Here is a 24,602-nt window from a genome sequence, read left to right on the forward strand (position 1 = left end):
GTAGCGACTACCAGCGGTAGTGCGCGAAGGCCTTGTTGGACTCGGCCATCTTGTGGGTGTCCTCACGCTTCTTCACAGAGGCGCCGAGACCGTTGGAGGCGTCCAGCAGCTCGTTCATGAGGCGCTCGGTCATGGTCTTCTCGCGGCGGGCGCGGGAGTACCCGACGAGCCAGCGCAGCGCGAGGGTGGAGGCGCGGCCCGGACGGACCTCGACCGGCACCTGGTAGGTCGCGCCACCGACACGGCGGGACTTGACCTCGAGGGCGGGCTTGATGTTCTCGAGCGCGCGCTTGAGCGTGATGACCGGGTCGTTGCCGGTCTTCTCGCGCAGTCCCTCCATGGCGCCGTAGACAATGCGCTCGGCGGTGGAGCGCTTGCCGTTCAGCAGGACCTTGTTGATGAGGGAGGTCACCAGAGGAGAGCTGTAGACCGGGTCAATGATGACCGGGCGCTTCGGGGCGGGGCCCTTACGAGGCATTCTTACTTCTCCTTCTTGGCGCCGTACTTGCTGCGAGCCTGCTTGCGGTTCTTGACACCCTGGGTGTCAAGCGAACCGCGGATGATCTTGTAACGAACACCCGGCAGGTCCTTCACACGGCCACCACGCACGAGCACGATGGAGTGCTCCTGCAGGTTGTGTCCCTCACCCGGAATGTAGGCCGTAACCTCGATACCGCTGGTCAGGCGCACACGGGCAACCTTGCGCAGGGCCGAGTTCGGCTTCTTCGGGGTGGTCGTGAAGACACGCGTGCAGACGCCGCGGCGCTGGGACGAGCCCTCGAGCGCGGGCGTCTTGTTCTTCTCGACCTTGTCCTGCCGGCCCTTCCGGACCAGCTGCTGGATCGTAGGCACCGTTTCTCCGGTTTCTGTGTGCCGATCTCGATAAAACTAACCTGAGGCGCTTCTCCGACCCACGCGGTCGGGTGTGTCGCACACTCCATGCCGCGCCTCACGCCGCGAGAACGGCGGAAAGTGCTTAGTGGATCGGCGGCTTGTCCTCGGTATCCCGTACGGACGAGTGCACGCACAAGGACCCGGGCACACCCCAGGCACAAGGTCTGAGCGTACCTACCGCATGGGCTGCGGTCAAAACAAATGCACACGCGGAGGACACACCTGACGTGCGGCGCATGTCGCCGGCCAGGGAGCCCGCGCGGCTCGGGTCCGCCGAACCCCACCGTACCGCCGCAGCCCAAGCGCCCCAAGGGGCCCGGACGATCGGGACCAGACGCTCCGGGGCCGCGCGGCACCCGGGCGGGCGGCATCGGCACCCGCGGGAGGCGCTGCCGGTGACGCCACGGGCGACACACGGGGACGGTCACGCGAGGCGGCGCCACGCGGCGGAGCGCATCACGCCGACTCGGCCGATCGTGGCGAACGACCGCGCCCGACGGCTGACGCGGCGTACGCGGCCCATCGGGGTCGCCCCGTCGACAGGACCGACGCGGCCGACCCGGACGACCCGACCGGTCTGGCCCGAGCGGCCGACCCGGCTCATCCGTTTGACCAGGGCCCAGGCTCAGCGGCTGGCCGAGATGCCCCGTCGAACGCCGCTGGGCGCGTCGACCGGGCGCACCCCGGCCACCGCGATGATCATTTCGGCCATCTCGACGAACTGCCGCCGGTGACTGTCGGGGATGCCGAGCAGGCCGGCCGCCTCGGCGGGCGTCACCCGTCCGGCACCGGGGCCGGAGGCCGCCGTGCCGATCCGTCCGACGCCGGGCAGCGGCAGGTCGTCCGCCGTCACCCTGCCGGACTCGATCAGCATGTCGCGCAGCCCCACGCCGAGCACGCGCGCCAGCGCGCGCATCGTCTCCAGGTCCGGCAGGCTCTGCCGCTGCAGAAGTCGCGTCACCGCGGCCCGATGCACGCCGGCGTCCTCCGCCAGCCGGGACCTGCCGCCGCCCCGCGGGCTGTCGATGTCGTATCCGCGCTCGCGCATCAGACCCTCGACCCAGCTCGCGAAACGCTCCATATCCGAGCCTTTTTCGCTCATAGCACGCTCTCCCTCCGCACCAACAGACCCTACCGTCCGATCGCGCGCGCAATGACCAGCATGCGGTGCGAGCGCGCAACCCGCTACCCCGCAACGGATGATTCGCGCCACTTGACCGAGAAACACCCCCTCATCCGGGGCTACGGCATGCGCCCCACCCTGATCGTTTGTTGCGCTTCCGCGCGCAAGGTCGGTAACGTTGATTGCGCATTCGCAACAAGCGTCACAGGGGCCTCCGCATCTCCTCCCGCGCCCTGAGAGGGACCACCTGCCATGCCCGCACCCGCGTACGTCCGCACCACCTTTCAAAGGGGCGCCTACCCCGCCCCCGCCCGCCCGACCGACTGGCGCACCCACGCCGCCTGCGCCGGCCTCCCGGACGAGGCTGTCTTCGCCCGTCGCCCCGAGCCCGCCCTTCCCGCCCTGCGCGCCTGCGCCGTCTGCTCCGTACGCCGCCGCTGCCTGGAGACCGTCGCCCCGGCGGAGAGCCTGTTCGACGGGGTGAGCGGCGGGCGCCTGTGGCGCAACGGCAGGGAGGTGAGGATCCCGGCGGACCTGGCCCCGGAGCGGGGCCTCGCAGTCGACTACCCGGACCAACCGTAGGAGCAGAGCCATGACCCACAGCCCAGACCGCTCCGACCGCGCGGCCCTGCCCGGTCACGCCGCCTCGCCCGATCAGCCGGCCCGTCCCGACCGCCCCGGCCGTCCCGATGCGGCGGGGGTATGGCTGGGCATCCTGCTCCGCCAGTTCCCCGAGCTGAGCCGGGAACTCGCCCCCAGCCGCACCGCTCGCCCCTCCCTCACCGGCGGCGGCGCCCGGAGCGGAAGGCCGGCAGCCCCCGGCGCCCCCATCCGCCTGTTCATCTCGGACACCATCCGTGACATCACCGACGGGGTGGTGGAACTGGAGGAGGCGGTCTGCGAGAAGCTGCGCGTCCCGCGCCCGAAGCGCGGCACCGTGGAGCAGCGGCTGACCCGGCTGCTGAGCCTGCTGGACCGCGTCTCGGCGCAGCCCGTGCTCGCCGAACACGTGCGGGGCGAGGCCCGCCGCATGGCCCGCCGCTGCTCCCTGGCGCTGGGCGACGCCGAGACCCCGGTCCGCGTCAGCGGTCGCTGCCTGCACTGCGACTCCGTATCCCTGCGTGTCTTCCCCCACCGCGAGACGGTCCTGTGCGTCAATCCGGGCTGCCGCTGCGCCGACCCGGCCTGCACCTGCCACACGGACGCCCGCCATCGCCACTCCTGGGTCCGCGCGGAATGGCGGCAGCTCGCGGAGGCGACGGACGGCGACCTGGCGGAGCTGACGGCGGCGCAGGACGAGACGCCGGACGAGGACGCGGGCACGGAGGGGCCCCGATGACGACGACACCTGCGTACGTACCGGCATCCGCACTGGTGACGACGGCGATGGCGGCAGAAGAGGCTGCGGTGGTCCCGGACACCATCCGCAAGTGGGTCCAGCTCAAGCACTTGGCGCCGGCGGGCCGCCGGGGCCGGTCGCACCTGTTCCGCCTGGAGGACGTCTTCGCGGCGGAGCGCGCCACGCGCAGGGCGCACGAGCGCCGCGCGCTGGCATGAGCCCTGTCCCCTGTATACGCAGAGCGTCTATATAGCAGAGCGTCTGTATAAAGGAGCGCCCCGTGGCCGAGAAGGCCGCGGGGCGCTCGTGTGATGTGCCGGCCTACCGGACCCGAGGCGAAAAATCGTTCCCGCTGGTGTTCCCACCGGAGGAACCGCCGCTCATGCCGCCCCGTGACGCCATCCGCACCACCTGCGCAAGCGCCGAGGCGTCGTCCCCCACTGCCCCGAGGGCCTCCTGCCACCCACTGACAAACCCGCTGAGCTCGGCAGCGTCGACGGCCCTGTCCGCCACCTTGCCGACGACGGCGGCCAGCGCCTGCGCGACGTCGTCGGTGAAGACTCCCGCGGACCCGGATTCGGCGGCCACCTCCACGGTGGCGGCCACGACCTCCGCGAGCCGCTCGCTGTGGACACTCACCGTGTGACTCCTCCGCACCCCACGACTGACTCGCTCATGCCACCCCCAGGTGCTACTGGCCGACTCATATGCCCCTCCGTGACGCCTCCAGTGCATCTGTCGTGAGATACCCAGGAGTGTGCGCGATCGCCCATTAATCTAACCCGCCGGTCTGACACTCCGTCTCATCAGGGGGACAGCCCGCGACTTCCCCCCTCACCCCCTCTCAAACGGGCGATTGTTTCATTACGTGCAGGGGGCATGCGGAGGGGCGGGCGGATGAGGTGACTCGCTGGTCGGGCGGCCACGCGGGTGCCGCCGCCCCGACTGCCCCGGCCCTCCGTAACCGCCGGGACGGCAGCCGCCTCCGGCACCTACGCCCGAGCCCTCTCGAACGTAAGATCCCTTCATGCGCGCAGGGCGCACGCAAAGGGGTGGGGACGGTATGTGGGGACGACGAGGCAACGCGGAGGCCCGGCTGCTGATGGAAGCCTGGGACACGCTGGCCTACGTGATGAAAGCGGCGGAAGAGGCCCACGGAGCACTACAGGACGCGCGCGCCCGGTTCGAAGAGGCCCTCGACCAGATCTCGGCGACGTTCGGCTTCGGCGACGGGGTGCCGGTGGATTCGATCCGCGGCCAGTTGGCGCAGAGCCAGGACACGTTGGAGAGCGTGAGCTCGATGATGTCCACGTTCGAGGAAATGCACGCCACGTGGGACGACTCCGACATGCTGGTGGACTCCGAATTCGAGGAGATCAAGTCCGCCGCCGAGTTCTTCACGGAGTACGGCCAGTACTGCGCCTCCATGCTCCCCACCTTGGAGGGCGTCACCGAATCCCTCGCCCGCCTGCGGGACAAGCTTCTGGGACTGCCCGCGAAAATAGCCCCGGTCAGGGAACGCGCCTACGCGGCGATGGCGGCGGCCACCGGCGAACTCACCTCGGCCGGCCCGTCCGTCCCGGGCCGCTTCGCACTGGAGGCGAGGCTCAACGCGGCCGGCGACCGCCTGCGCGCCCTGGACGCAGGCCACGTGGAAATCGATCCCGACCGCAAGATCAGCGACTTGTACCGCGACGTGGAGACCGAGATCGCGGAGATCCGGGACGCCGTGCCGCGGCCGGCCTACTGAGCGCGTGTCGGCGAGGATGATCCGCTGACACCGGGCGCCGGAACCCCGCCGCCCCTGTGAAAAGTACGGGAGCGGGCGGTGCCGATAGCGCGGGTGGGACCGGCTTCGAGCCGGGCCGAGGGCGGCTCGCGCTCGTTTCGGGGCTCATTTCAGGGCTCATGACGGGGGTCGGGAAGCGTGGTGGGGAGAAGAGTATGTGGGGACGGAAGCGCCCGGAGCAGCGCCCGGAAGAGACGTACGACGAGATGCTCGCCGAGGGCCGGGCCGCCTTTGCCGACCTGATGCACATGGCGGACGAGACGCACGAGTTGGCGGGGCGGACCTTCGGCATGCTCGACGAGATGCGGCGCGAGACCGAAGAGCTGCTGAGCGGGGACCGCGCACTGCCGACGGCGGCGGCGCGGGCCCAGTTCGCCGAGCACGAGCGACTGTGGGAAAGCCTGCTCGCCGACATGTCCGCGTACGAGGAGCGGCGCCGGCGCTGGGCCGACGAAGAAGACATCGAAAGCGCGGACTTCGACGAGTTGTCCCCGGACCATGAGTACTTCGCGGATTACATCCATTCCCGAGTGCCCATTATGGAGCGGCTGAACAAGCTGATCGGCGAGCTCGGCGAACTCCAGGCCTCCCTGGCAGTCCTACGGGAGCAGGTCGCGCCGATCCGCGAGCGCTCCCACGCGGCCATGGAGGCGGCCACCACGGAGATCGCTTGGGCCGGCCTGACCGGACAGAGCTCTTACGCGCTGCAGGCGAGGCTCAACGCGGTCGGCGACCGTCTGCGCGAACTCGACGCCGGAGTCGGGGAAACCGGCCTCCCCCGCTCGATACCGGACCAGTATCGCGACGCGGAAAGGGAGATCGCGGAAATCCGCGACTCGATCCCGCGGCCGCCCTTCTGACCATGCGACGACCCCAATGGCATTGTCGCCGGCTCTACCGCTGTTTTTGGTGCTGAATCCTCTCCTGCCGGGGTGAACTACGAGGCCGGCTCAGTCCCGCGGACGGCGTCGCAGGACCAGAGCGGCCGCGCCCCAGGCAAGAGGAAGCAGCCAACCCCAGAACGCCAGGCCCTGCTGTGCGTCGGACGGGTACGCGCCGTCCAGCAGGCGGGTCGTTCCGATGGCCCAGGCCGCCCCGATGACGGCGAAGACCGTCTGGTCCACGGGTGACCACGCCTGCCGTTGAAGCTTGTCCTCATCGGCGAGCACGATGCTGAGCAATCCGAAGAAGCACGAGAGAGCGACGACGAGGATGAGCGCCACCACCCAGTCCCTGCTCGGCGTGAGGTCCCACTCGCCACCATGCTCGTAGAGGCGCAGGTCCGTGTCCTTGTCGATATAGCCGTGCAACTCCGGGCGGTCCGGTGACCACAGCACCTGCATACGGTCCCCCCGCCGGGGCTCCCCGCTGGTGAGCGCGGCGTCGAAGGACATACGGCCGCCGTTCGGCGCACCGGGGACGGACAGCATCAGGTCCGAGGACCAATGCGAGGTGCGGGTCTCGCCGTCGGAGACATAGGTGTGCTCCTTGACATGGCGCGGCGCCTCCACGACGACGGCCTCGGTCACCTTCCCGCCCGCGGCCCGCAGCAAGTCGAGCTTCGAACCGGGCTCCACCCAGTTGCCGATCGACATGATCGTCAGGCCCGCGGAGAACGTCAGCACAATCCGGGCAGCCAGCCGCCAGCGGATCCGGGCCTCGGAATCCACGGGCTGCGGTGCTCCGTTGGCCGGCCTGCGGGGACTCGGAACTCCGCTCTTGCTCAGGCTCAGCGCGACCGGCGCCCGCCTCATGAGCCGATGCCGCGCCCACAGCAGCCCGGCGCGTACGAACAGCAGCCCGGCCACCGTCCACGCGCCCACCCGCACACCGGTGTGCGGCGGCGGCTTGGCCCAGTCCCCCAGCGCCCAGAAGCAGGTGATGAGGGTGACTATGCAGACGAGAACCGCGCACAACCGCACGGTCCACGTCAGTTTCGCTTCCATGCGCCGAGCTGATCACGCCTTACGGACCCACAGCAATGGGCATTCGACTCGCCTCCCCCCTCCTCAAGACCGGGGCCACGACCGCCCCTTGGGGAGGTGGATGAACGCGACGTCATGCCACCACCGCGGGGTCAGCACCTCATGGCGTCGTGATTGCGGGCGAGAACCTTCTAGTTGCGCGCCCGCACGATCTCGTTCACAATAAGTGCAGCGGCGGAGCTGCGCCCACAACAGGGCGGCGGCACCGCCGCTTCGCGTTGGGCGGCCGGTACGTACGGGCCGCATACGGCAAGCCCGCTCTCCCTACCGCACCGCTCGCCGCCACGCCGCACACGCCGGCCGCCCCTCGCACCAGCCGCCCGTCATCCGCGGGCGGCATCGGGAATGCCTCTCGAAAGGAGACCGCATGTGAATGAGGCCCTGCTCTCGTTCCCCGATGTGGAACGCCTCATCGTCGAGAACCTGAAGTACCGGCCGGAGATGGCCGGAGTGGTTGTCGACAACCGTCCGCCCAGCGGCTTCGACGGTACGCAGAAGGTGGTGCTGGTCTCCCGGACCGGCGGCGCCTGGGTCGACGACCTCCATCTCGACCAGCCCCTCGTCGAGTTGGAGGTCTACGGACCGGACAAGACGACGGCACACACCGTGTCGCTGTCCGTCCGCGCCGCGCTCCTCCAGCTCCGCGGCACCGTCTACGGGACCGCGGTCGTCACCGACGTCGTCGAGACCGAGGCCGTGCGCTGGCTGCCGGACTACAACCGGCCCGCCGGCAACCGTTACCTCACCACGGTGCGCTTCTCACTCCGCCCGGCGTAATTCCGGACGGATCCCGCACGCTCTTCCCCGGCCTCGCCCCTACCGGCGGGGCCTTTGTCGTACCCCGCACCACCTCACACACCACTCTCATCAAGGAGAACCCCATGCCCGGTATGAACCCGAGCGAGATCCGCGTTGCCGGCACCGGCCGCGTCCTTGTCGCCAAGATCGGCACGTCCGCTCCGGCCGACACCGACACCGCGTGGAGCGACGCCTGGCACGACCTCGGCTACACCAGCACCGACGGTGTGAAGTTCGGCCGCAAGGGCAAGACCGCCAACGTCGACACCTGGCAGTCGCTGACCCCGGCCCGGACGATCTACACCGAGCGCGAGCTGACCCTGAAGTTCGGCATGCTCCAGCTCAACGAGGACACGCTGCCGTTCTTCTTCGGTGGTGGCAAGGTCGCCGAGACCGCCCCGAACTCGAAGGTCTACAAGTACGAGATCCACAGCGACCAGGGCGAGGACGAGCGCGCGCTCGGCCTTGAGTTCACCGACGGCACCGACGTCCGCTACCGCTTCGTCGTCCCGCGCGGCCTGGTCACCGTCAGCGATGACATGGACCTCAACCGCAAGGGCGCGGTGAAGCTGGGTGTCACCTTCACCGCGCTGGCCAGCAGCTACGACGCGCCGCTGGCGACTTGGCTGATGAAGGACTCGGCGTACTCGGCGCTGTAAGCACCTCCGCAGACCCGATCCACGGGCCATCTGAATGAAGGCCGCCCCCACCTGCCACCTGGCACGGGGGCGGCCTCCGCCTTCCATTTCCCTTCCTCTCCCAAGGAGCAGCACCATGTCCGGATTCGACGTCAACGCGGCCCGCGCCCAGCGCCTGGAGGCTCACGGCAAGTCGTGGTCCTTCCAGCTCGACGGCGACACCTTCGAACTCCCCACCGAGATCGGCCACCGCACGGCCCGTGCCCTGCGCGACCTCGACGACAACGACGTCGACGGGCTGCTGGGGCTGCTGCTGGGCGAGAAGCAGTTCAAGGTCTTCCTGGAGCACGACATCACGATGCAGGACATCGCCGCGATCCTTGAGGCGTACGGCAAGGAGACCGGGCTCGGCCTGGGGGAAGACTGAGCCTCGACGCGTTCGTAGAAGAACACGCCGAGGCTCTCGAAGCCGATCTGCTACGGCATTACGGCGTGGACTTGCTGGACTGGCACCGGGGGGCGCTCACTTCGAGGCGACTCTCGGTGCTGGTCAAGCACATGCCACGCGACAGCGCCGTTAATCGTGAACTGTATGGCGAAGCCATGGAGTGGGACTCGTCTACGCACTTGCTGGCGGCGGCGGTGGACCACCTTGCAGTGGCCAACTGGATGACAACCACACTGAACAGCGGCGAAGAATCCGAACCACTGGAATACCCGGAGCAAGTTCCAAGGCCAGGATTTATTACGGATTCCAAAAAAGAACCTGCGTCGACAGGGGATTTCTCAAGCTCACCGGAGGCAACGCCGACACCCGATCAACTCCGACACTTTTTCAGCTGATCGATCACTCGGACGCCGCCGCGATTGCAAACACCAAGGTCATGGCGCCAAAACTGAGGGCGCAAAGCAGAATCAAAACCGCCTGGCGGCCCTCGTCACCCACCAACGCCGCTTTTTTCGGGTTTCCGGGATCGTACCGCGCCCTGACCGACTCTCCAGGTTCGTGAAGAGGGCTTGGACGATAAGAACTTTGCACCTCTATCCGCTTTCCGTCTTCCAAAGCGAAACTGCACACACTGGCGACGGTCCCGTCCCGCCATTTATTATATTCGCACACCGCATCGACCTCTACTCCGTTTCGGAGAGTAAATCTCTCTCTCACGAATGACCTCACGAACAGAGCAGTGAAGATAGCGAATATGGCGGTAATCCCTTTCAAAATCCACCAAGCCTCTCATTACACGCTACACCCCAGCCAGATGACCAATCTGATTCTACCAAGAGACTCTCGAATCCCCAGCCACGTCGCAAAACGGACCAGGAAGGGCGTACTGAACGATGACCTCGCCAACTCCCCCTGATGTGACCCTCCCGACCGAGGGGCAATACTTCCCTCCCCCTCAAGCCTTCTTCGACTGGGGGAGGCTGACAGAAAGCACGAAGAGGATAGCGGAAGAAACCTTCGACGCCTCCTTCGCGAAATACCAATGGGTAAAGCCCGGCGGCGCCCAAGCCGCAACTGTAGGCACCCAGTTCTTTAAGTTCGACCCCTCGTTTATCAAATATGACGAAAAGGGTCTGACCATAGCCGGCGTTTCAATGTTCGAGAAATACTCCATCACCGGAGTCCTCGGTGGCCCCATCAAAAAACTTAAAGAAAAGATTGACCCTCCTGAGCCGAAAAAACCAAGTGTCTCCGATGGTGAAATCACCACAATCAAAGAGAAGCTAACCACGCACGGCAATGCCATCGGGAAGCTCCAGCAGGACCGTACAGTCAAAAAGAAGCTGGCCGTACACGGCAGGGCCATCCAGAAGCTCCAGCAGGACCGTACAGTCAAAAAGAAGCTGGCCGTACACGGCAGGGCCATCGAGAAGCTCCTGCAGGACCGTGCACACAACGCATCGACGAAGCGGACATCGCTTGAAAATCGAGCAAACCGCGCGGATAGCCGCCGACTGGGGGGCTCTATCCCGGCGAGCAAAGCAAACACTGCACGCGCAGCCGCGCTCAGGCGAGAAGCGGCAGAAGTGCGCAAGGTTGAGGAAGAGTCAAAGCGCCTCATCACAACCATCGGCCACTAGCCCCTAGAGGATTTTCATGTCCCTAGTGCAATCCCTCGGCAGAGCCAGCGGCTCGCTCCGAGGCTTCAAAACCGGCCTGGACGGCGCAGCCAAAGCCTCCGGCACCCTAGGAAAGCAAGCCGGCACCGCCAACACCAACGTCGGCAAGATCAAGAACTCCGCCAAGCAGTCCACCCGCGAGCTCAAGGGTATGAAGACCGCCGCCGACCAGGTGACCAAGTCGGTCGCCAAGGTCGGCAAGGAGGCCGGCAAGGGCGGCCAGTCCATGGGCAAGTTCCAGGGCGGGCTCAAGAAGGCCGACGGTGGGTTCAAGGGGCTCAACAAGTCCATGAAGGGCAACGTCATCGGGATGTTGCTCGAACTCTTCGCACCGCTCATCGAGAAGGTCGTCGCCATGGCGTCCAAGTCGAAGGCGATGCAGAAGATCATGAAGGTGGCGTTCGACGTCATCGGCAAGGTCGTCTCGACCGTCATGAAGGCCATCGGGCCCATCATGAAGGCCACCGGCAAGGTCATCTCCACCGTCTGGAACGGCATCAAGAAGGCGATCCTGCCCATCGCCGTGTGGATCGGCACCGCCATCCCCGGCGCGTTCAACACCGTCAAAAACGCGCTCTCCAGCGCCTGGGGCGGACTGTCCCACTTCGCGGGCAGCGTCTTCAACGGGATCAAGTCGGCAGTCAAGGCCCCGCTCAACGGCGTGATCAGCCTGATCAACCTCGCCATCGGCGCGCTGAACGGCATCAAGGTCTCCATCCCCGGCTGGGTCCCCCTCGTCGGCGGCAAGACCTTCGGGGTCAACATTCCCCGCATCCCGATGCTCGCCGAGGGCGGCATCGTCGCGCCGCGCAGCGGCGGCGTGCCCGCGATCGTCGCCGAGGCCGGCGAGTCCGAGGCCGTCATGCCGCTGTCGAAGCTCGACCGGCTGCTGACCCGTACGGCCGTACAGGCCCGTCTCGCCTCCGCCGGAGCGCTCGGAAGCCGCGGCGGCGGCGACGGCTTCCACATCGAGAACTACTACGCCACGTCGTCCAGCGATCCCAAGGACACCGCCCTGGCGCTGATGTTCCTCGCCAAGGCCCGCGGATGAGACACCTGATGTCCCCCATGCCAGAGGGGAGGGAAAACCACCATGGCGGCAGCAGTGGTCATCGGCCGCGTCCCGCGCGACCCGCTCGCCAACTCCGCCGGAGCCTTCCGTAACTTCGGCACCGCGCTCGGCCAGGCCGCCCGCGCGATCCGTACCACCCAGACCGGCATCACCAAGGCATCCCGCACCGTCGACCGCGTCAAGTCGGCCACCGGTCAGACCGGCAAGGGCCTCAAGCAGTTCGGCACCGGGGCCACCGCGGCCGGACGCGCCGCCACCGCGCTCGGCAAGCAGGCCGGCACCGCCAACACCGGCTTCCTCAAGTCGAAGGCCGGCGCCCAGCAGTCCACCCGCCTCCTGAAGAACATCAAGCGGCAGTCCGACGGGGCCACCAAGTCCATCGCCCTTCAGAGCAAGGGCGCCGGCGTCATCGGGCGCATCACGGGCGTCCTCGGCAGCAACCTCAACATCGCCTCCAAAATCATGACAGCGGTCAATCTCGTCATGAAGACCAACCCGTTCGTCCTCGTCGCCACGCTCCTCGCCCCGTTCGCCACCCAGCTCATCGAGCTCGCGACGGACTCGAAGGTGGGGCAGCAGCTCATGGAGACGGTCTTCACCACCGTCGGCGAACTGATCAACGCGGCACTGACCGTGATCGTCCCGGTCGTCACCGCCTACCTCACGGTGATCAAGGCCGAATGGAACGCCGTCAGCAGCGTCATCAAGCCCGTCGTCAAGTGGGTCACCAAGTCCCTCCCCGGCGGGTTCCGCAAGGTCAGCTCCGCGATGGAGAAGGCCCTGCACGGCATGGGCGACTTCCTCCAGAGCGGGTTCCAGATGGTCGTCGGCGTCGTCAAGGGGCCGCTCAACGGGATCATCTCCTTCGCCAACTGGGTGATCGACGGCCTCAACAGCCTCAGCTTCAGCATCCTCGGCAAGAAGTTCGGGGTGCACCTGTCGAAGATCCCGATGCTCGCCCAGGGCGGTGTGGTCAGCCCCCGCGACGGCGGTGTGCCCGTGATCCTCGCGGAGGCCGGCGAGGCCGAGGCCGTTCTGCCGCTGTCGCAGCTCGACCGGCTGCTCGCCCGCACCGCCGAGGCGGCCCGGGCCACGAAGGCGTACCGACGGGCCCCGCGCGTCGAGAACTACTACGAGCCGGAGAACCGGGGTTCCTACGGCATCGCCGAGGACCTCCTGTTCCTGGCACGCACGGCATAGCGCACGGCGTAGCGCACGAGGCGGTACGCGGCCCAGCGCACCACGCAGCCCGCGGCGCAGCCCGCGACGCGCCCACACGACGCAGCGCACCACGCAGCACGCGATGCCGCACGCGACGTCGCAGACGACGACGTAAACGAGAAGGTGAAGGCCACCCACCCATGCCCCCGACACAAATGAAGACCGCCATCGCACCCCCCGGCTCACTGATCACCCACGACGGGCAGATCCAGTGGGCCGGACTGCTGTTCGGCCCCGGCACCGACTACGAGATCGCCGACACCGGACTCACCGGCTGGGCCGACCTCCCCGGCCTCGACAGCGGCGACGTCCTCCGCCCCGACCAGCACGGCGCCTGGCCGGGTTCCCAGTGGTCCCAGGCCCGTACCGTCACCGCCCCCATCTGGCTGCTGCCCGCCCAGCCCGCCCAGGCGGCGGCCGTCGCCGCGCAGTTCCGCGCCGCCACCGCCGTGCACAGCGGCGAGCAGTGGCTGGCCGTACGGCTGCACGGCGAGACCCTCGCCTGCCGGGCCCGGGTCAGCCAGCGGTCCATCCCCCAGGACCGGATGTTCCTGACGCAGGGCGCGGCGAAGGCCACCGTGCAGTGGGTCTGCGCCGACCCGCGCCGCTTCTCCATCGACGAGCAGACCGTCTCCACGGGGCTGCCGACCCCGGAGAACGGCCTGAACTGGCAGACCGGCGGCCTGAGCTGGCCCCTCGACTGGGGCGCGCCCGGCGCGACCGGCCTGGTCACCGCCGTCAACGCCGGTGACGCCCCGGCCAATCCGGTGATCGAGTTCCACGGGCCCGTACGCCGCCCGTCGCTGACCCGGCTCAGCGACGGCCTGCGGATCGAGTACGACATCGCGCTCGCTCCCTCGGACGTCCTGACCGTCGACACCGGCGCGGGCACGGTCGTCCTCAACGGCACCACCTCCCGCATGCACACCGCCACCGCGTGGTCGACGCCCGAGCTGCTCTTCCAACTGGACCCGGGGACCTCGTCCTTCGCGTTCCGCTGCGAGCCCGGCTCCTTCACCGGCGGCGCCGGCAAACCGCAGCCCGCGGCCTCCATGACCTGGCGCGACGCGCACTGGTAGGCCGCGCACCGACGCAGACATGACGGCGCCGGCAGCCGTCCACACCCACACCCGCACACCACCCTGGAGAACGGTATGAACATCCGCAGCGCCTGGCTGCTCAACGGCACCCCCGACGGCGACGGCGGCCAGTCCCGCATCGACACCCGGCTCGCCCCCCTCGGCACCATGACCCCCTCCGGCGCCCTGACCTCGCGCGACGGCGTGATCCCGGGCTCGCCCAACGGAGACGAGACGGTCTCCGGCCTCCAGGTCTCCGGCGGCGCCGCAGGCATGAGCGCGACGGTCTCCCCGGGCCGCGCGGTCATCCAGAGCACCGAGTTCGCCGGCGCCTACCCCGTGTACGTACCGGAGTTCACGAGCATCACCTTCGCCGACGGCGACCCCGGCAACCCGCGCGTGGACCTCGTCGTCGTGCGCATCTACGACAACGACCAGGACGCCTCCGACAAGACGGCCGCCGTCATCGAGATCGTCCAGGGCACCCCGTCGGCCGACCCGGCCGCCCCGCCGACGCCGTCGGGTTCGCTCGCCCTGGCCGAGGTGTCGATCCCGGCGGGCGCCTCGACGGGTGCCGGCGGCATCGACTGGAAGTCCGCGGTCAAGGACCGGCGCCGGGTGACCGTCGCCGTCGGCGGCATCATCCCGCGCGGCTGGGGCCTGGGCTTCAACGGCGCCTACCCCGGCCAGTACCGCGACACCGGGGTGGGCCTGGAGCGCTGGGACGGCTCGGTGTGGAAGCCGTACCCGGACCCGGTCCCGACCTGGCAGGCCTACACGCCGAAGTGGGGCGCGGAGAACGGGCCGCAGCCCAAGACCGGCAACGGCTCGCTGACCGGCCGGTACATCAAGGTCGGCTCCGAGGTCCGCTTCTACGCCTCGCTCCGCATCGGCACCACCAGCGACTGGGGCGGGCCCAACCGCAACGGCAACTGGTACGTGACCCTGCCCGTCCCCCCGACGGTCGCCATCAGCGCGCACTTCCGCGGCCGCATCGGTCCCATCAACAACGGCGCCTACTACTTCGGCGGCTGTCAGGTCTACCGGTCGGGCCCGAACAACCGGATCAACGGCGTCGCGGACGGTACGGGCGTGGTCCGCGGCTGGTGCTGCAACGACTCGAACGGCCGCCCGTCCTCCGCGTGGGCGGACGCCGACCACCCGATCGCACCGACCCCCGACAACTGGTACGAGGTCTGGGGCACCTACGAGGTCAACGCATGAGGCGGATGACGCCGACGGCGGAGGTCGCCTACCGCGCCCTCTTCTGCGATCTGCTCACCGACCGGGTCATCGATTCGCTGCCCCTCACCGAGGTCGAGTTCGACGACTTCATCGGCAAGCCGGGGCAGTTGCGCGCCACGGTCCCGCTGCCCGACACGGCCCTCGCGCAGCGGGCCCGTACCGCGCTCCAGCCCGGCCGCACCGCGGTCTGGCTGGAGCGCGGCTCCGACATCTGGTGGGGCGGCATCCTGTGGACCTGCACCCCGGCGGGCGACGAGCGGGGCCGGCTGACCGTACAGATCCAGGCGGGCACCTTCGACTCCTACCTCGACCACCGCATCCTGGCCGAGGACCAGACGTTCTCGGCCGTCGACCAGTTCGAGATCGTCCGTGCCCTCGTCCGGCACGTCCAGTCACAGCCGGGCGGCGACCTCGGCATCACCTACGGGGACGACCTCTCCGGCGTGGTGTGGAACCGCGGCTACGGCTATACGGACCTGGCGCGGGTGCGCGAGCTGATCGACCAACTGGCCGCCATGCAGAACGGTTTCGAGTGGCGCGTCCAGTGCTTCCGGGACCCCGAGACGGGCGCACGGGTCAAGAAGCTCCAGCTCGGCCATCCGAAGATCGCGACCAGTGACGCGGACATCGTCCTCGACCGGCCCGGCCAGGTCCTCACCTACAGCCTGCCGGCCGACTCGACCGTGCAGGCCAACGTATGGGTCGCCCGGGGCGAGTCCGCCAACCGCAACCAGGCCTCCGACTCGCTCCCGGAGGTGTCCCGGCCCGCCGTCTCGACCGAGGACCTCGACGCGGGCTGGCCGCGCCTGGAGAACTCCTCGGACCACAGCGGTGTCTCGGACCAGGCGGTCCTGAACAGCGCGGCACGGGCCGAACTGGCCCGGGCCCGCAGGCCGCAGATCATCCCCGAGGTGACCATCCGCGTGGACGGGCGCATCACCCCCGCCCTCATCGGCGCGCCCGTCCGGCTGCGCATCCGCGACGGCTGGCACATGGACGGCCCGGACCTGCGCTACCGCGTCGTGGGCCTGACCGTCACCCCGCCCGCGCGCGGCAAGAGCGAGACCGCGAAGCTCTATCTGGAAGAGGCATAGATGGCCGCGATCCCCACCGACCTCCTCGACCGCATCCGCTCGCTGGAGCGGCAGGTACGGGCGCTCATGGGCAGCGCGAACACCCGCCCCGCCATGGACCGGGTCAGCGGCGGCAACGTCGTCATCAGCGACGGCGGGCAGTTGGCCGTCCGCAACCGCGACGAGCAGAAGGGCGCGGAGCTCCTCTACATCGGCCAGGTCTCCCCCGCCCGGCCCGACGGGGAGCAGCAGGGCTTCTTCGTCCGCCGCGACGACGGCTCGAAGGCGCTGTCGGTGCACGCCGAGGCCCCCGACCTCCAGCCGAGCCAGTCGGTGAAGGTCTTCGACCGCAAGGGCAACGCCCTCTTCGCGGACGACACCACGGGGGAAGGGCTCGCCCGGCCGTACATCCCGTACCCGATGCCGACTCCGGAGAACACCGGCCGCTGGGAGTCCACCGGCGCCCCGGAGTGGACGACTCTCTACAGCGGCGAAGCCATCGCCCAGCACCCGAACCTCTACTGCCTGATCGCCGCCACGGCGGGCGGCGAGGTCCGGCTGCTGGTCAACGACGCCCAGGTCGGTCCGGCCGGCCCGGGACCGCTGGAGTTCACCGTTCCCATCGGGGTCCCGTTCAACAGCCGAGTGACCTTCCAGATCCAGGCCCGCGCGGCAGCCGCCGGCGGCTCCGTCTCCTGCAGGCCGCGCGCGCTGTACGGCGTCCAGTCCTGACCTCGTCCTCAACACCCTTGGAGTTGCGCACATGTTGCCCGACAACATCCCCACCGTGACCGTCACCGCCCACTACCTCACCCCGGACGGCCTCCCCCTCACCGGGAACGTCACCTTCCAGGCGCCGACGCTGCTGACGCACCCCGACACCGACCTCATCCTCGGCGGCCCGATCGTCGCCCCGCTCGACGCGGACGGCCGGATCAAGGCCGTCCTGCCCGCCACGGACGCCCCGGGGATGAATCCGGTGAAATGGCAGTACACCGTCATCGAGCAGCTGTCCGGGCTGTCGGTGAACCGCACGTACAACATCGTGCTGCCGGCCTCCCAGCGGACCGTCGACCTCGCCGACATCGCCCCGGTCAACCCCGAAGCCCCCGAGTACGTCGCCGTCCCGGGCCCGCCCGGACCGGCCGGCGCCCCGGGCCCCGCGGGTCCGGCGGGCGCGCCGGGGCTCGTCCAGTCCGTCAACGGCAAGAGCACCGCGGAGATCACCCTCGCGGCCGCCGACGTGCAGGCGGTCCCGGCCTCCTCGGTCGGCGCAGCGAGCGGTGTCGCGGCCCTCGACGAGACCGGCAAGGTCCCGGCCGCGCAGCTGCCGCCGGGCGCGGTCGCCCCGGTGTCGTCCGTCAACGGCAAGAAGGGCGCGGTCGTCCTGAGCGCCATGGACGTGGGCGCCCTGGACCAGGCCGCCGGCGACCTGCGGTATGTGAAGCCGGCCGACGTCCCGGTCCAGTCGGTGAACGACAAGACCGGCAAGGTTGTCCTGGACGCCACGGCCGTCGGCGCGGTGCCGGAGGGCACGGCCGTCCTGCTGTCCGGTCCGCAGACGATCGACAACGCGAAGATCTTCACCTCCCCGCCCTTCTCCACCGCCGCCCCGACCAACCCCCACCACCTCACGCGCAAGGAGTACGTCGACTCGGTCTCCACCCCGGGGACCTGGTCCCCCGGCGACCTCGGCTTCAAGGCCTGGACCTTCGACCCGGCCGCCTCCTCGGGCAACCGCTCGCAGTACTGCACCGCGGGGTCCGTCTATGTGATAGGCATCCGCCTCAACACCCCCACGACCATCAACCACGTCGTCTTCTACTGCACGGGCTACACCGTTGCGACGCTCAGCGCGGCCACCTACGCGGGCCTGTACGACGCTACGGGCACCCGGGTCGGCGTGACCAACTCCCTCAAGGACGTCGTCAAGGGCGGCTCGACCGTGGTCTGCCCGCTGACCACGGCGTACGAGGCGCAGCCCGGCAACTACTGGGTCGCGCTGCTCGTCAACGGCCCCAGCGAAGTGGGCAAGGGCCCCGGCTTCGCCCTCGGTGCGGGCGACGGCGTCCGCCCGGCCGGCTCGGCCCGTATGGGCGACGCCTTCGTCCGCTACGGCCGTCTCCCCGCGACCGGCCAGGGCTCCCTCCCAGCATCCTTCGCCCCGAAGACCCTCATCATCGACGCCAACGCCACGTGGGCAGCCGTCGCCTGACCCCGTTCCGCCACACATAGGAGACCTCAATGACCACCCGATCCCTCTTCACCGGCGCCATCAAGACCATCGAGGCGCTCACGCAGACCTTTACGCTCACCAGCCCCTTTGAGCACGGCCCGTTCTCCGTGCGCATCCCCGAAGGCGGTCTGCTCCTCGGCGCAGGCCAGCGCATCACGTTGCTGACCGCAGGGGCGCACCTCGAAGGGAGCCACTGGGTCGAGGGCCAGTTGGCCGCCGACGGCCAGGGCTGGGACGTGACAGTCCCCGGCCTCGTCGTCCGCACCGACGAGCCCGGTGCCGCGTGGCAGGTCGACCTCACCGTCACCGTCACCTACGCCGTCCCCGCCTGACCCCAGCGCCACCTCCCACCCCACCCACGCGAACGCCCCGGACCGCCACGCGGTCCGGGGCGTTCGCGTCCCCCTTCCCCTGGAGCGATCCACATGGCAACCCCCCTCTCCGCAGACCAGTTCGTCGCCGCCCTGCGCGCCGAAGGCGTCACCGTTGTCGAGGTCGGCGACTGGCGCGACCACAACCGCAACCACAAGGGCGCCTGGGGCCCGGTCAACGGGGTGATCATCCACCACACCGTCACCAGCGGCACCCAGAGCAGCGTCGACCTCTGCTACGACGGGTACGACGAGCTCCCCGGCCCGCTGTGCCACGGCGTCATCGACAAGGCCGGCACCGTCCACCTCGTCGGCAACGGCCGCGCCAACCACGCCGGCAGCGGTGACAGCAGCGTCCTGAACGCCGTCGTCCGCGAGTCCGGCCTGCCGCGCCCCACCAAGAACGACACCGACGGCAACGTGCGCTTCTACGGCTTCGAGTGCATCAACCTCGGAGACGGCGACGACCCGTGGCCCGCCGCCCAGTTGGAGGCCATCGAGCGGGTCTCCGCCGCCATCTGCCGCGCGCACGGCTGGGGCTCCGGGTCCGTCATCGGCCACAAGGAGTGGACCAACACCAAGATCGACCCGGTCGGCTTCTCCATGGACGGCATGCGCGGAAAGGTCGCGAGCCGGCTCGGCTCCGCCCCCAGCAAGCCGCCCCAGCCGGCCTACGAGCCCTTCCCCGGCGCCGCCTTCTTCAAGAGCGGGCCGAATTCCTCCATCGTCACCGCCATGGGCCGCCGCCTCGTCGCGGAAGGCTGCTCCGCGTACGCCGAGGGCCCGGGCTCCCGGTGGAGCGACGCCGACCGGAACTCCTACGCGAAGTGGCAGCGCAAGCTCGGCTTCAGCGGCTCCGACGCCGACGGCTGGCCGGGCCGGAGCTCCTGGGACGCGCTCAAGGTCCCGCGCTCCTGACCGTCCAGCCCCACGCAGAAAGGCCGTCTCTTGTCCGACGCCCTTAAGCGGACTCTCCGCACCGTTCTCCAGACCGCCGTCGGCCTCGCGGTCGTCCTTCCCACGATCGTCGACGCCTCCGGCATCCCCGCGACCCTCCCCTGGGTCGCGGGGGCGCTGGCCGCCGCGGGCGGCCTCGCCCGCGTCATGGCGCTGCCGGCCGTGCAGGCCCTGCTCCCCGTCTGGCTCCGTACCGAGGGCCCGCCCTCGAACGGCGACGCCGCCCTGCGCGCCCTCGCCGCCGAGGATGACCGGGGCCGCGTATGAACGACACCGACACGGAAGCGTCCGGCACCACCGCCACCGTCGCCCTGGAGCTGGAACGGCTCCGCGGCACGATGGAGGCCGGGTTCGCCCGGGTCGACGGCGCGCTCGCGCTGCTCGTCCAGCGCAGTGATCAGACCGACAAGCAGCTCGCCGACCACGAGTCCCGGCTCTACGCCCTGGAGCGGGCCCGCTGGCCGCTGGCCAGCATCGCCGCGCTCACGGCCCTCGCGGGCCTGGTGCTCTCCGCGTGGGGGCTGACCGGCCGGTAGGGCTGTCGGCGTCATACCCCGGCCCCGCGGGCCGGGCACGCCGAAGGGCGGCCACCCCCGAACCGGGGTGACCGCCCTTCAGAACAACCGCTTTACAACCGCTTTACAACCGCTCTACAACCGCTTACTGGTTGTACGGACCGTAGTCGTAGTCCTCCAGCGGCACGGCCTGGCCCGACCCCGTCCCGAAGGGCGAGTAGTCGATGTCGTCGTAGCCGACGGCCGAGTACATCGCGGCCTTGGCCTCCTCGGTGGGCTCCACCCGGATGTTGCGGTACCGGGACAGGCCCGTACCGGCCGGGATGAGCTTACCGATGATGACGTTCTCCTTGAGGCCGATCAGGGAGTCCGACTTGGCGTTGATCGCCGCGTCGGTGAGCACCCGGGTCGTCTCCTGGAAGGACGCCGCCGACAGCCAGGACTCCGTCGCCAGCGAGGCCTTGGTGATACCCATCAGCTGCGGACGGCCGGAGGCCGGGTGGCCGCCTTCCGTCACGACGCGACGGTTCTCGCCCTCGAAGCGGGTGCGCTCCACGAGCTCGCCCGGCAGCAGCTCCGCGTCGCCGGACTCGATGATCGTCACGCGGCGCAGCATCTGCCGGATGATGATCTCGATGTGCTTGTCGTGGATCGACACGCCCTGCGAGTTGTAGACCTTCTGGACCTCGCCGACCAGGTGCACCTGGACCGCGCGCTGGCCGAGGATGCGCAGCACGTCGTGCGGGTTGGTGGCGCCCACGGTGAGCTTCTGGCCCACCTCGACGTGGTCGCCCTCGCCCACCAGCAGACGGGCGCGCTTCGAGATCGGGAAGGCCGTCTCGTCGCTGCCGTCGTCCGGGGTGACGACGATCTTCTTGGTCTTCTCGGTCTCCTCAATCCGGACGCGGCCGGCCGCCTCCGAGATCGGCGCGACGCCCTTGGGCGTACGGGCCTCGAAGAGCTCGACGACACGCGGCAGACCCTGGGTGATGTCGTCACCGGCCACACCACCGGTGTGGAAGGTACGCATCGTCAGCTGGGTGCCGGGCTCACCGATCGACTGGGCGGCGATGATGCCGACCGCCTCGCCGATGTCCACCAGCTTGCCGGTCGCCAGCGAGCGGCCGTAGCAGAAGGCACAGGTGCCGACCGCGGACTCGCAGGTGAGGACCGAGCGGGTCTTGACCGTCTGGACGCCGTGCGCGACGAGCTGCTCGATGAGCACATCGCCGAGGTCGACGTTGGCGGGCGCGATGACCTTGCCGTCGACGACGACGTCCTCGGCGAGCATGCGCGCGTACACGCTGGTCTCGACGTCCTCCGTCTTGCGGAGCACGCCGTCGGCGCCCTTGGTCGCGATGTCCAGCTTGAGGCCGCGCTCGGTGCCGCAGTCCTCCTCGCGGATGATCACGTCCTGCGAGACGTCCACCAGACGACGGGTCAGGTAACCCGAGTCGGCGGTACGCAGGGCGGTGTCCGCGAGACCCTTACGGGCGCCGTGCGTGGAGATGAAGTACTCCAGCACGGTGAGGCCCTCACGGAACGACGCCTTAATGGGTCGCGGGATGGTCTCGTTCTTCGCGTTGGACACCAGACCACGCATACCGGCGATCTGACGCATCTGCATCATGTTTCCTCGGGCGCCCGAGTCAACCATCATGAAGATGGGGTTCGTCTTGGGGAAGTTCGCGTTCATCGCCTCGGCGACCTCGTTGGTCGCCTTGGTCCAGATCGCGATGAGCTCCTGCGTGCGCTCGTCCTTGGTGATCAGACCGCGCTCGTACTGCTTCTGGACCTTCTCGTCCTGGGCCTCGTAGCCCTTGACGATGGCCTTCTTGGCCTCCGGGACGACGATGTCCGAGACGGCGACGGTGACGCCGGACCGGGTCGCCCAGTGGAAGCCGGCCGCCTTCAGGTTGTCGAGCGTCGCCGCCACGATGACCTTGGGGTAGCGCTCGGCCAGGTCGTTGACGATCTCGGAGAGCTGCTTCTTGCCCACCGAGTAGTCGACGAACGGGTAGTCCTCGGGCAGCAGCTCGTTGAAGAGCGCGCGGCCCAGGGTCGTACGCAGCCGGAAGCTGTCGCCCTGCTGCCACTCGCCGCCGTGCTCGTCGCCCTCCTCCGGGGTCGGCGGGGTCCAGCCGCGGGGCGGGACGGTGCCGATCGGGAAGCGGATGTCGACCTTCGCCTGGAGCGACAGCTCGCGGGCGTCGAACGCCATCGTGGCCTCGGCGGTCGAGCCGAACGCGCGGCCCTCGCCCTTGACCTTGCGCTCCTTCTCATCGGTCGTGAGGAAGAAGAGCCCCAGCACCATGTCCTGGGTCGGCATGGTGACCGGACGGCCGTCGGCCGGCTTGAGGATGTTGTTCGAGGACAGCATCAGGATGCGGGCCTCGGCCTGCGCCTCCGCGGAGAGCGGCAGGTGCACGGCCATCTGGTCACCGTCGAAGTCCGCGTTGAACGCGGTGCACACGAGCGGGTGGATCTGAATGGCCTTGCCCTCGACGAGCTGCGGCTCGAAGGCCTGGATGCCGAGGCGGTGCAGGGTCGGCGCACGGTTCAGCAGCACCGGGTGCTCGGCGATGACCTCTTCCAGCACGTCGTACACGACCGTGCGGCCGCGCTCGACCATGCGCTTCGCCGACTTGATGTTCTGCGCGTGGTTCAGGTCCACCAGGCGCTTCATCACGAACGGCTTGAAGAGCTCCAGCGCCATGGCCTTCGGCAGACCGCACTGGTGCAGCTTGAGCTGCGGGCCGACGACGATCACGGAACGCGCCGAGTAGTCGACTCGCTTGCCGAGCAGGTTCTGACGGAAACGGCCCTGCTTGCCCTTGAGCATGTCGCTCAGGGACTTCAGCGGACGGTTGCCGGGGCCCGTCACCGGGCGGCCGCGGCGGCCGTTGTCGAAGAGGGCGTCCACGGCCTCCTGGAGCATGCGCTTCTCGTTGTTCACGATGATCTCGGGCGCGCCGAGGTCGAGAAGCCGCTTCAGGCGGTTGTTGCGGTTGATCACACGGCGGTACAGGTCGTTCAGGTCGGAGGTCGCGAAGCGGCCACCGTCCAGCTGCACCATCGGACGCAGGTCCGGCGGGATCACCGGGATGCAGTCCAGCACCATGCCCTTGGGGCTGTTGCTGGTCTGCAGGAAGGCGGAGACGACCTTGAGGCGCTTGAGCGCACGGGTCTTCTTCTGGCCCTTGCCGGTCCGGATGATCTCGCGGAGGCGCTCGGCCTCCTCGTCGAGGTCGAAGGTCTCCAGCCGCTTCTGCAGCGCGGCGGCGCCCATCGAACCGTCGAAGTACGTGCCGAAGCGGTCGCGCAGCTCGCGGTAGAGCAGCTCGTCGCCCTCCAGGTCCTGGACCTTGAGGTTCTTGAAGCGGCTCCACACCTCGTCGAGGCGGTCGATCTCGCGCTGCGCGCGGTCGCGCAGCTGCTTCATCTCACGCTCGGCGCCCTCGCGCACCTTGCGGCGCACATCGGCCTTGGCGCCCTCGGCCTCCAGCTCGGCCAGGTCGGACTCGAGCTTCTTGGCGCGGGCCTCCAGGTCGGCGTCGCGGCGCTGCTCGATCTGCTGGCGCTCGACGGAGACGTGCGCCTCCAGCGACGGCAGGTCGCGCGTACGGCGCTCCTCGTCCACCCACGTGATCATGTAGGCGGCGAAGTAGATGACCTTCTCAAGGTCCTTCGGGGCGAGGTCGAGCAGGTAGCCCAGCCGCGACGGGACGCCCTTGAAGTACCAGATGTGGGTGACGGGAGCGGCCAGCTCGATGTGGCCCATCCGCTCACGGCGCACCTTGGCACGAGTGACCTCGACGCCGCAGCGCTCGCAGATGATGCCCTTGAAGCGGACACGCTTGTACTTGCCGCAGTAGCACTCCCAGTCCCGCGTCGGACCGAAGATCTTCTCGCAGAAGAGTCCGTCCTTCTCGGGCTTGAGGGTGCGGTAGTTGATGGTCTCCGGCTTCTTGACCTCGCCGTGGGACCAGGTCCGAATGTCGTCCGCGGTGGCCAGGCCGATCCGCAGCTCGTCGAAGAAGTTGACGTCGAGCACTGGTCGTCAATCCCTCTTTCAGGGTCGTGTCTTCATCGTGGTCTGGGGGTCCTGGGACGGCCGGGGCTCCTGGAGTGGAGCCCCGG

Annotated in this window: 28 protein-coding genes; 21 read left to right on the forward strand and 7 right to left on the reverse strand. The window is 69.0% G+C overall.

Going from position 1 to position 24,602, the window contains the following annotated elements:
* Positions 1-7 precede the first annotated feature (7 nt).
* From rpsG to AB0I49_RS06015, 3 genes are all read right to left on the reverse strand, one after another.
* The gene (gene rpsG, locus AB0I49_RS06005; RefSeq protein WP_030890786.1) at positions 8-478 is read right to left on the reverse strand and encodes a 30S ribosomal protein S7; all 471 of its coding nucleotides are present in this window, start codon (positions 476-478) and stop codon (positions 8-10) included.
* A gap of 2 nt (positions 479-480) precedes the next feature.
* Positions 481-852 carry a 30S ribosomal protein S12 gene (gene rpsL, locus AB0I49_RS06010; protein WP_030890788.1) on the reverse strand — a complete coding sequence of 124 codons (372 nt, stop codon included), beginning with the start codon at positions 850-852 and terminating at the stop codon, positions 481-483.
* Positions 853-1,519: 667 nt separating this feature from the next.
* The gene (locus AB0I49_RS06015; protein ID WP_363225601.1) at positions 1,520-1,996 is read right to left on the reverse strand and encodes a helix-turn-helix transcriptional regulator; all 477 of its coding nucleotides are present in this window, start codon (positions 1,994-1,996) and stop codon (positions 1,520-1,522) included.
* Positions 1,997-2,269: 273 nt separating this feature from the next.
* On the opposite strand from AB0I49_RS06015, the gene AB0I49_RS06020 reads away from it, so the two are divergent.
* Genes AB0I49_RS06020 through AB0I49_RS06030 form a run of 3 tightly spaced genes read left to right on the forward strand, consistent with a single transcriptional unit; the run spans position 2,270 to position 3,574 of the window.
* Entirely contained in the window at positions 2,270-2,599 is a 330-nt protein-coding gene (locus AB0I49_RS06020) for a WhiB family transcriptional regulator (RefSeq protein ID WP_363225602.1), read from the forward strand.
* A gap of 10 nt (positions 2,600-2,609) precedes the next feature.
* The gene (locus AB0I49_RS06025; RefSeq protein ID WP_363225603.1) at positions 2,610-3,356 is read left to right on the forward strand and encodes a hypothetical protein; all 747 of its coding nucleotides are present in this window, start codon (positions 2,610-2,612) and stop codon (positions 3,354-3,356) included.
* Positions 3,353-3,574, forward strand: coding sequence for a hypothetical protein (locus tag AB0I49_RS06030; RefSeq protein WP_363225604.1), 222 nt, complete (start codon positions 3,353-3,355; stop codon positions 3,572-3,574). Before AB0I49_RS06025 ends, AB0I49_RS06030 begins: the two co-directional genes overlap by 4 nt.
* A 103-nt stretch (positions 3,575-3,677) precedes the next feature.
* Here the strand turns inward: AB0I49_RS06030 and AB0I49_RS06035 are convergent, their stop codons facing one another.
* Positions 3,678-3,995: a hypothetical protein gene (locus AB0I49_RS06035; protein WP_363225605.1), complete on the reverse strand. Its 318-nt coding sequence runs from the start codon at positions 3,993-3,995 to the stop codon at positions 3,678-3,680.
* A gap of 424 nt (positions 3,996-4,419) precedes the next feature.
* Here AB0I49_RS06035 and AB0I49_RS06040 point away from each other — a divergent pair, with 424 nt between their 5' ends.
* Together AB0I49_RS06040 and AB0I49_RS06045 are read left to right on the forward strand one after the other, a co-directional pair.
* Entirely contained in the window at positions 4,420-5,106 is a 687-nt protein-coding gene (locus tag AB0I49_RS06040) for a hypothetical protein (RefSeq protein ID WP_363225606.1), read from the forward strand.
* A 194-nt stretch (positions 5,107-5,300) separates the two neighbouring features.
* Complete coding sequence (locus AB0I49_RS06045; protein WP_363225607.1) at positions 5,301-6,005, forward strand: hypothetical protein; 705 nt, start codon at positions 5,301-5,303, stop codon at positions 6,003-6,005.
* Positions 6,006-6,095: 90 nt separating this feature from the next.
* On the opposite strand, the gene AB0I49_RS06050 is transcribed toward AB0I49_RS06045, so the two are convergent.
* A complete protein-coding gene (locus AB0I49_RS06050; protein WP_363225608.1) occupies positions 6,096-7,091 on the reverse strand; it encodes a hypothetical protein in 996 nt (331 codons plus the stop codon).
* Between the two features lie 408 nt (positions 7,092-7,499).
* Between AB0I49_RS06050 and AB0I49_RS06055 the strand changes: the two genes are divergently transcribed.
* The 4 genes from AB0I49_RS06055 (at position 7,500) to AB0I49_RS06070 (ending at position 9,409) form a co-directional block, all read left to right on the forward strand.
* Entirely contained in the window at positions 7,500-7,907 is a 408-nt protein-coding gene (locus tag AB0I49_RS06055; RefSeq protein WP_363225609.1) for a hypothetical protein, read from the forward strand.
* Positions 7,908-8,011: 104 nt separating this feature from the next.
* Positions 8,012-8,587, forward strand: coding sequence for a phage tail protein (locus tag AB0I49_RS06060; protein ID WP_363225610.1), 576 nt, complete (start codon positions 8,012-8,014; stop codon positions 8,585-8,587).
* Positions 8,588-8,702: 115 nt separating this feature from the next.
* A complete protein-coding gene (locus tag AB0I49_RS06065) occupies positions 8,703-8,993 on the forward strand; it encodes a hypothetical protein (protein ID WP_363225611.1) in 291 nt (96 codons plus the stop codon).
* 65 nt (positions 8,994-9,058) lie between these two features.
* A complete protein-coding gene (locus tag AB0I49_RS06070) occupies positions 9,059-9,409 on the forward strand; it encodes a hypothetical protein (protein ID WP_363225612.1) in 351 nt (116 codons plus the stop codon).
* A gap of 4 nt (positions 9,410-9,413) precedes the next feature.
* Here AB0I49_RS06070 and AB0I49_RS06075 read toward each other — a convergent pair whose 3' ends face one another.
* Positions 9,414-9,788 carry a DUF3592 domain-containing protein gene (locus AB0I49_RS06075; protein ID WP_363225613.1) on the reverse strand — a complete coding sequence of 125 codons (375 nt, stop codon included), beginning with the start codon at positions 9,786-9,788 and terminating at the stop codon, positions 9,414-9,416.
* A 143-nt stretch (positions 9,789-9,931) separates the two neighbouring features.
* Between AB0I49_RS06075 and AB0I49_RS06080 the strand changes: the two genes are divergently transcribed.
* The 12 genes from AB0I49_RS06080 to AB0I49_RS06135 all read left to right on the forward strand — a co-directional run bounded on the left by AB0I49_RS06080 (position 9,932) and on the right by AB0I49_RS06135 (position 20,483).
* Positions 9,932-10,654 carry a hypothetical protein gene (locus AB0I49_RS06080; protein ID WP_363225614.1) on the forward strand — a complete coding sequence of 241 codons (723 nt, stop codon included), beginning with the start codon at positions 9,932-9,934 and terminating at the stop codon, positions 10,652-10,654.
* Between the two features lie 16 nt (positions 10,655-10,670).
* On the forward strand, positions 10,671-11,744 hold the full coding sequence (locus tag AB0I49_RS06085; RefSeq protein WP_363225615.1) for a phage tail protein: 1,074 nt from the start codon (positions 10,671-10,673) through the stop codon (positions 11,742-11,744).
* A gap of 42 nt (positions 11,745-11,786) precedes the next feature.
* Entirely contained in the window at positions 11,787-12,965 is a 1,179-nt protein-coding gene (locus AB0I49_RS06090) for a hypothetical protein (RefSeq protein WP_363225616.1), read from the forward strand.
* Positions 12,966-13,126: 161 nt separating this feature from the next.
* Positions 13,127-14,065: a phage tail protein gene (locus AB0I49_RS06095; RefSeq protein ID WP_363225617.1), complete on the forward strand. Its 939-nt coding sequence runs from the start codon at positions 13,127-13,129 to the stop codon at positions 14,063-14,065.
* Between the two features lie 75 nt (positions 14,066-14,140).
* The gene (locus tag AB0I49_RS06100; protein WP_363225618.1) at positions 14,141-15,289 is read left to right on the forward strand and encodes a hypothetical protein; all 1,149 of its coding nucleotides are present in this window, start codon (positions 14,141-14,143) and stop codon (positions 15,287-15,289) included.
* The gene (locus AB0I49_RS06105; protein ID WP_363225619.1) at positions 15,286-16,404 is read left to right on the forward strand and encodes a hypothetical protein; all 1,119 of its coding nucleotides are present in this window, start codon (positions 15,286-15,288) and stop codon (positions 16,402-16,404) included. The genes AB0I49_RS06100 and AB0I49_RS06105 overlap by 4 nt, the downstream gene beginning before the upstream one ends.
* A complete protein-coding gene (locus AB0I49_RS06110; protein ID WP_363225620.1) occupies positions 16,405-17,115 on the forward strand; it encodes a hypothetical protein in 711 nt (236 codons plus the stop codon).
* Between the two features lie 31 nt (positions 17,116-17,146).
* Positions 17,147-18,598 carry a phage tail protein gene (locus tag AB0I49_RS06115; protein ID WP_363225621.1) on the forward strand — a complete coding sequence of 484 codons (1,452 nt, stop codon included), beginning with the start codon at positions 17,147-17,149 and terminating at the stop codon, positions 18,596-18,598.
* A gap of 29 nt (positions 18,599-18,627) precedes the next feature.
* Positions 18,628-18,951 (forward strand): hypothetical protein, encoded by a 324-nt coding sequence (locus AB0I49_RS06120; RefSeq protein WP_363134884.1) that lies wholly within the window; start codon positions 18,628-18,630, stop codon positions 18,949-18,951.
* 93 nt (positions 18,952-19,044) lie between these two features.
* On the forward strand, positions 19,045-19,908 hold the full coding sequence (locus tag AB0I49_RS06125; RefSeq protein ID WP_363225622.1) for a peptidoglycan-binding protein: 864 nt from the start codon (positions 19,045-19,047) through the stop codon (positions 19,906-19,908).
* Positions 19,909-19,938: 30 nt separating this feature from the next.
* Positions 19,939-20,214, forward strand: coding sequence for a hypothetical protein (locus AB0I49_RS06130; RefSeq protein WP_363225623.1), 276 nt, complete (start codon positions 19,939-19,941; stop codon positions 20,212-20,214).
* The gene (locus AB0I49_RS06135; RefSeq protein WP_363225624.1) at positions 20,211-20,483 is read left to right on the forward strand and encodes a hypothetical protein; all 273 of its coding nucleotides are present in this window, start codon (positions 20,211-20,213) and stop codon (positions 20,481-20,483) included. The genes AB0I49_RS06130 and AB0I49_RS06135 overlap by 4 nt, the downstream gene beginning before the upstream one ends.
* 124 nt (positions 20,484-20,607) lie before the next feature.
* Here the strand turns inward: AB0I49_RS06135 and AB0I49_RS06140 are convergent, their stop codons facing one another.
* On the reverse strand, positions 20,608-24,516 hold the full coding sequence (locus AB0I49_RS06140; RefSeq protein WP_363225625.1) for a DNA-directed RNA polymerase subunit beta': 3,909 nt from the start codon (positions 24,514-24,516) through the stop codon (positions 20,608-20,610).
* Positions 24,517-24,602 lie beyond the last annotated feature (86 nt).

Source organism: Streptomyces sp. NPDC050617 (assembly GCF_040654795.1).
Classification (GTDB): Bacteria; Actinomycetota; Actinomycetes; order Streptomycetales; family Streptomycetaceae; genus Streptomyces.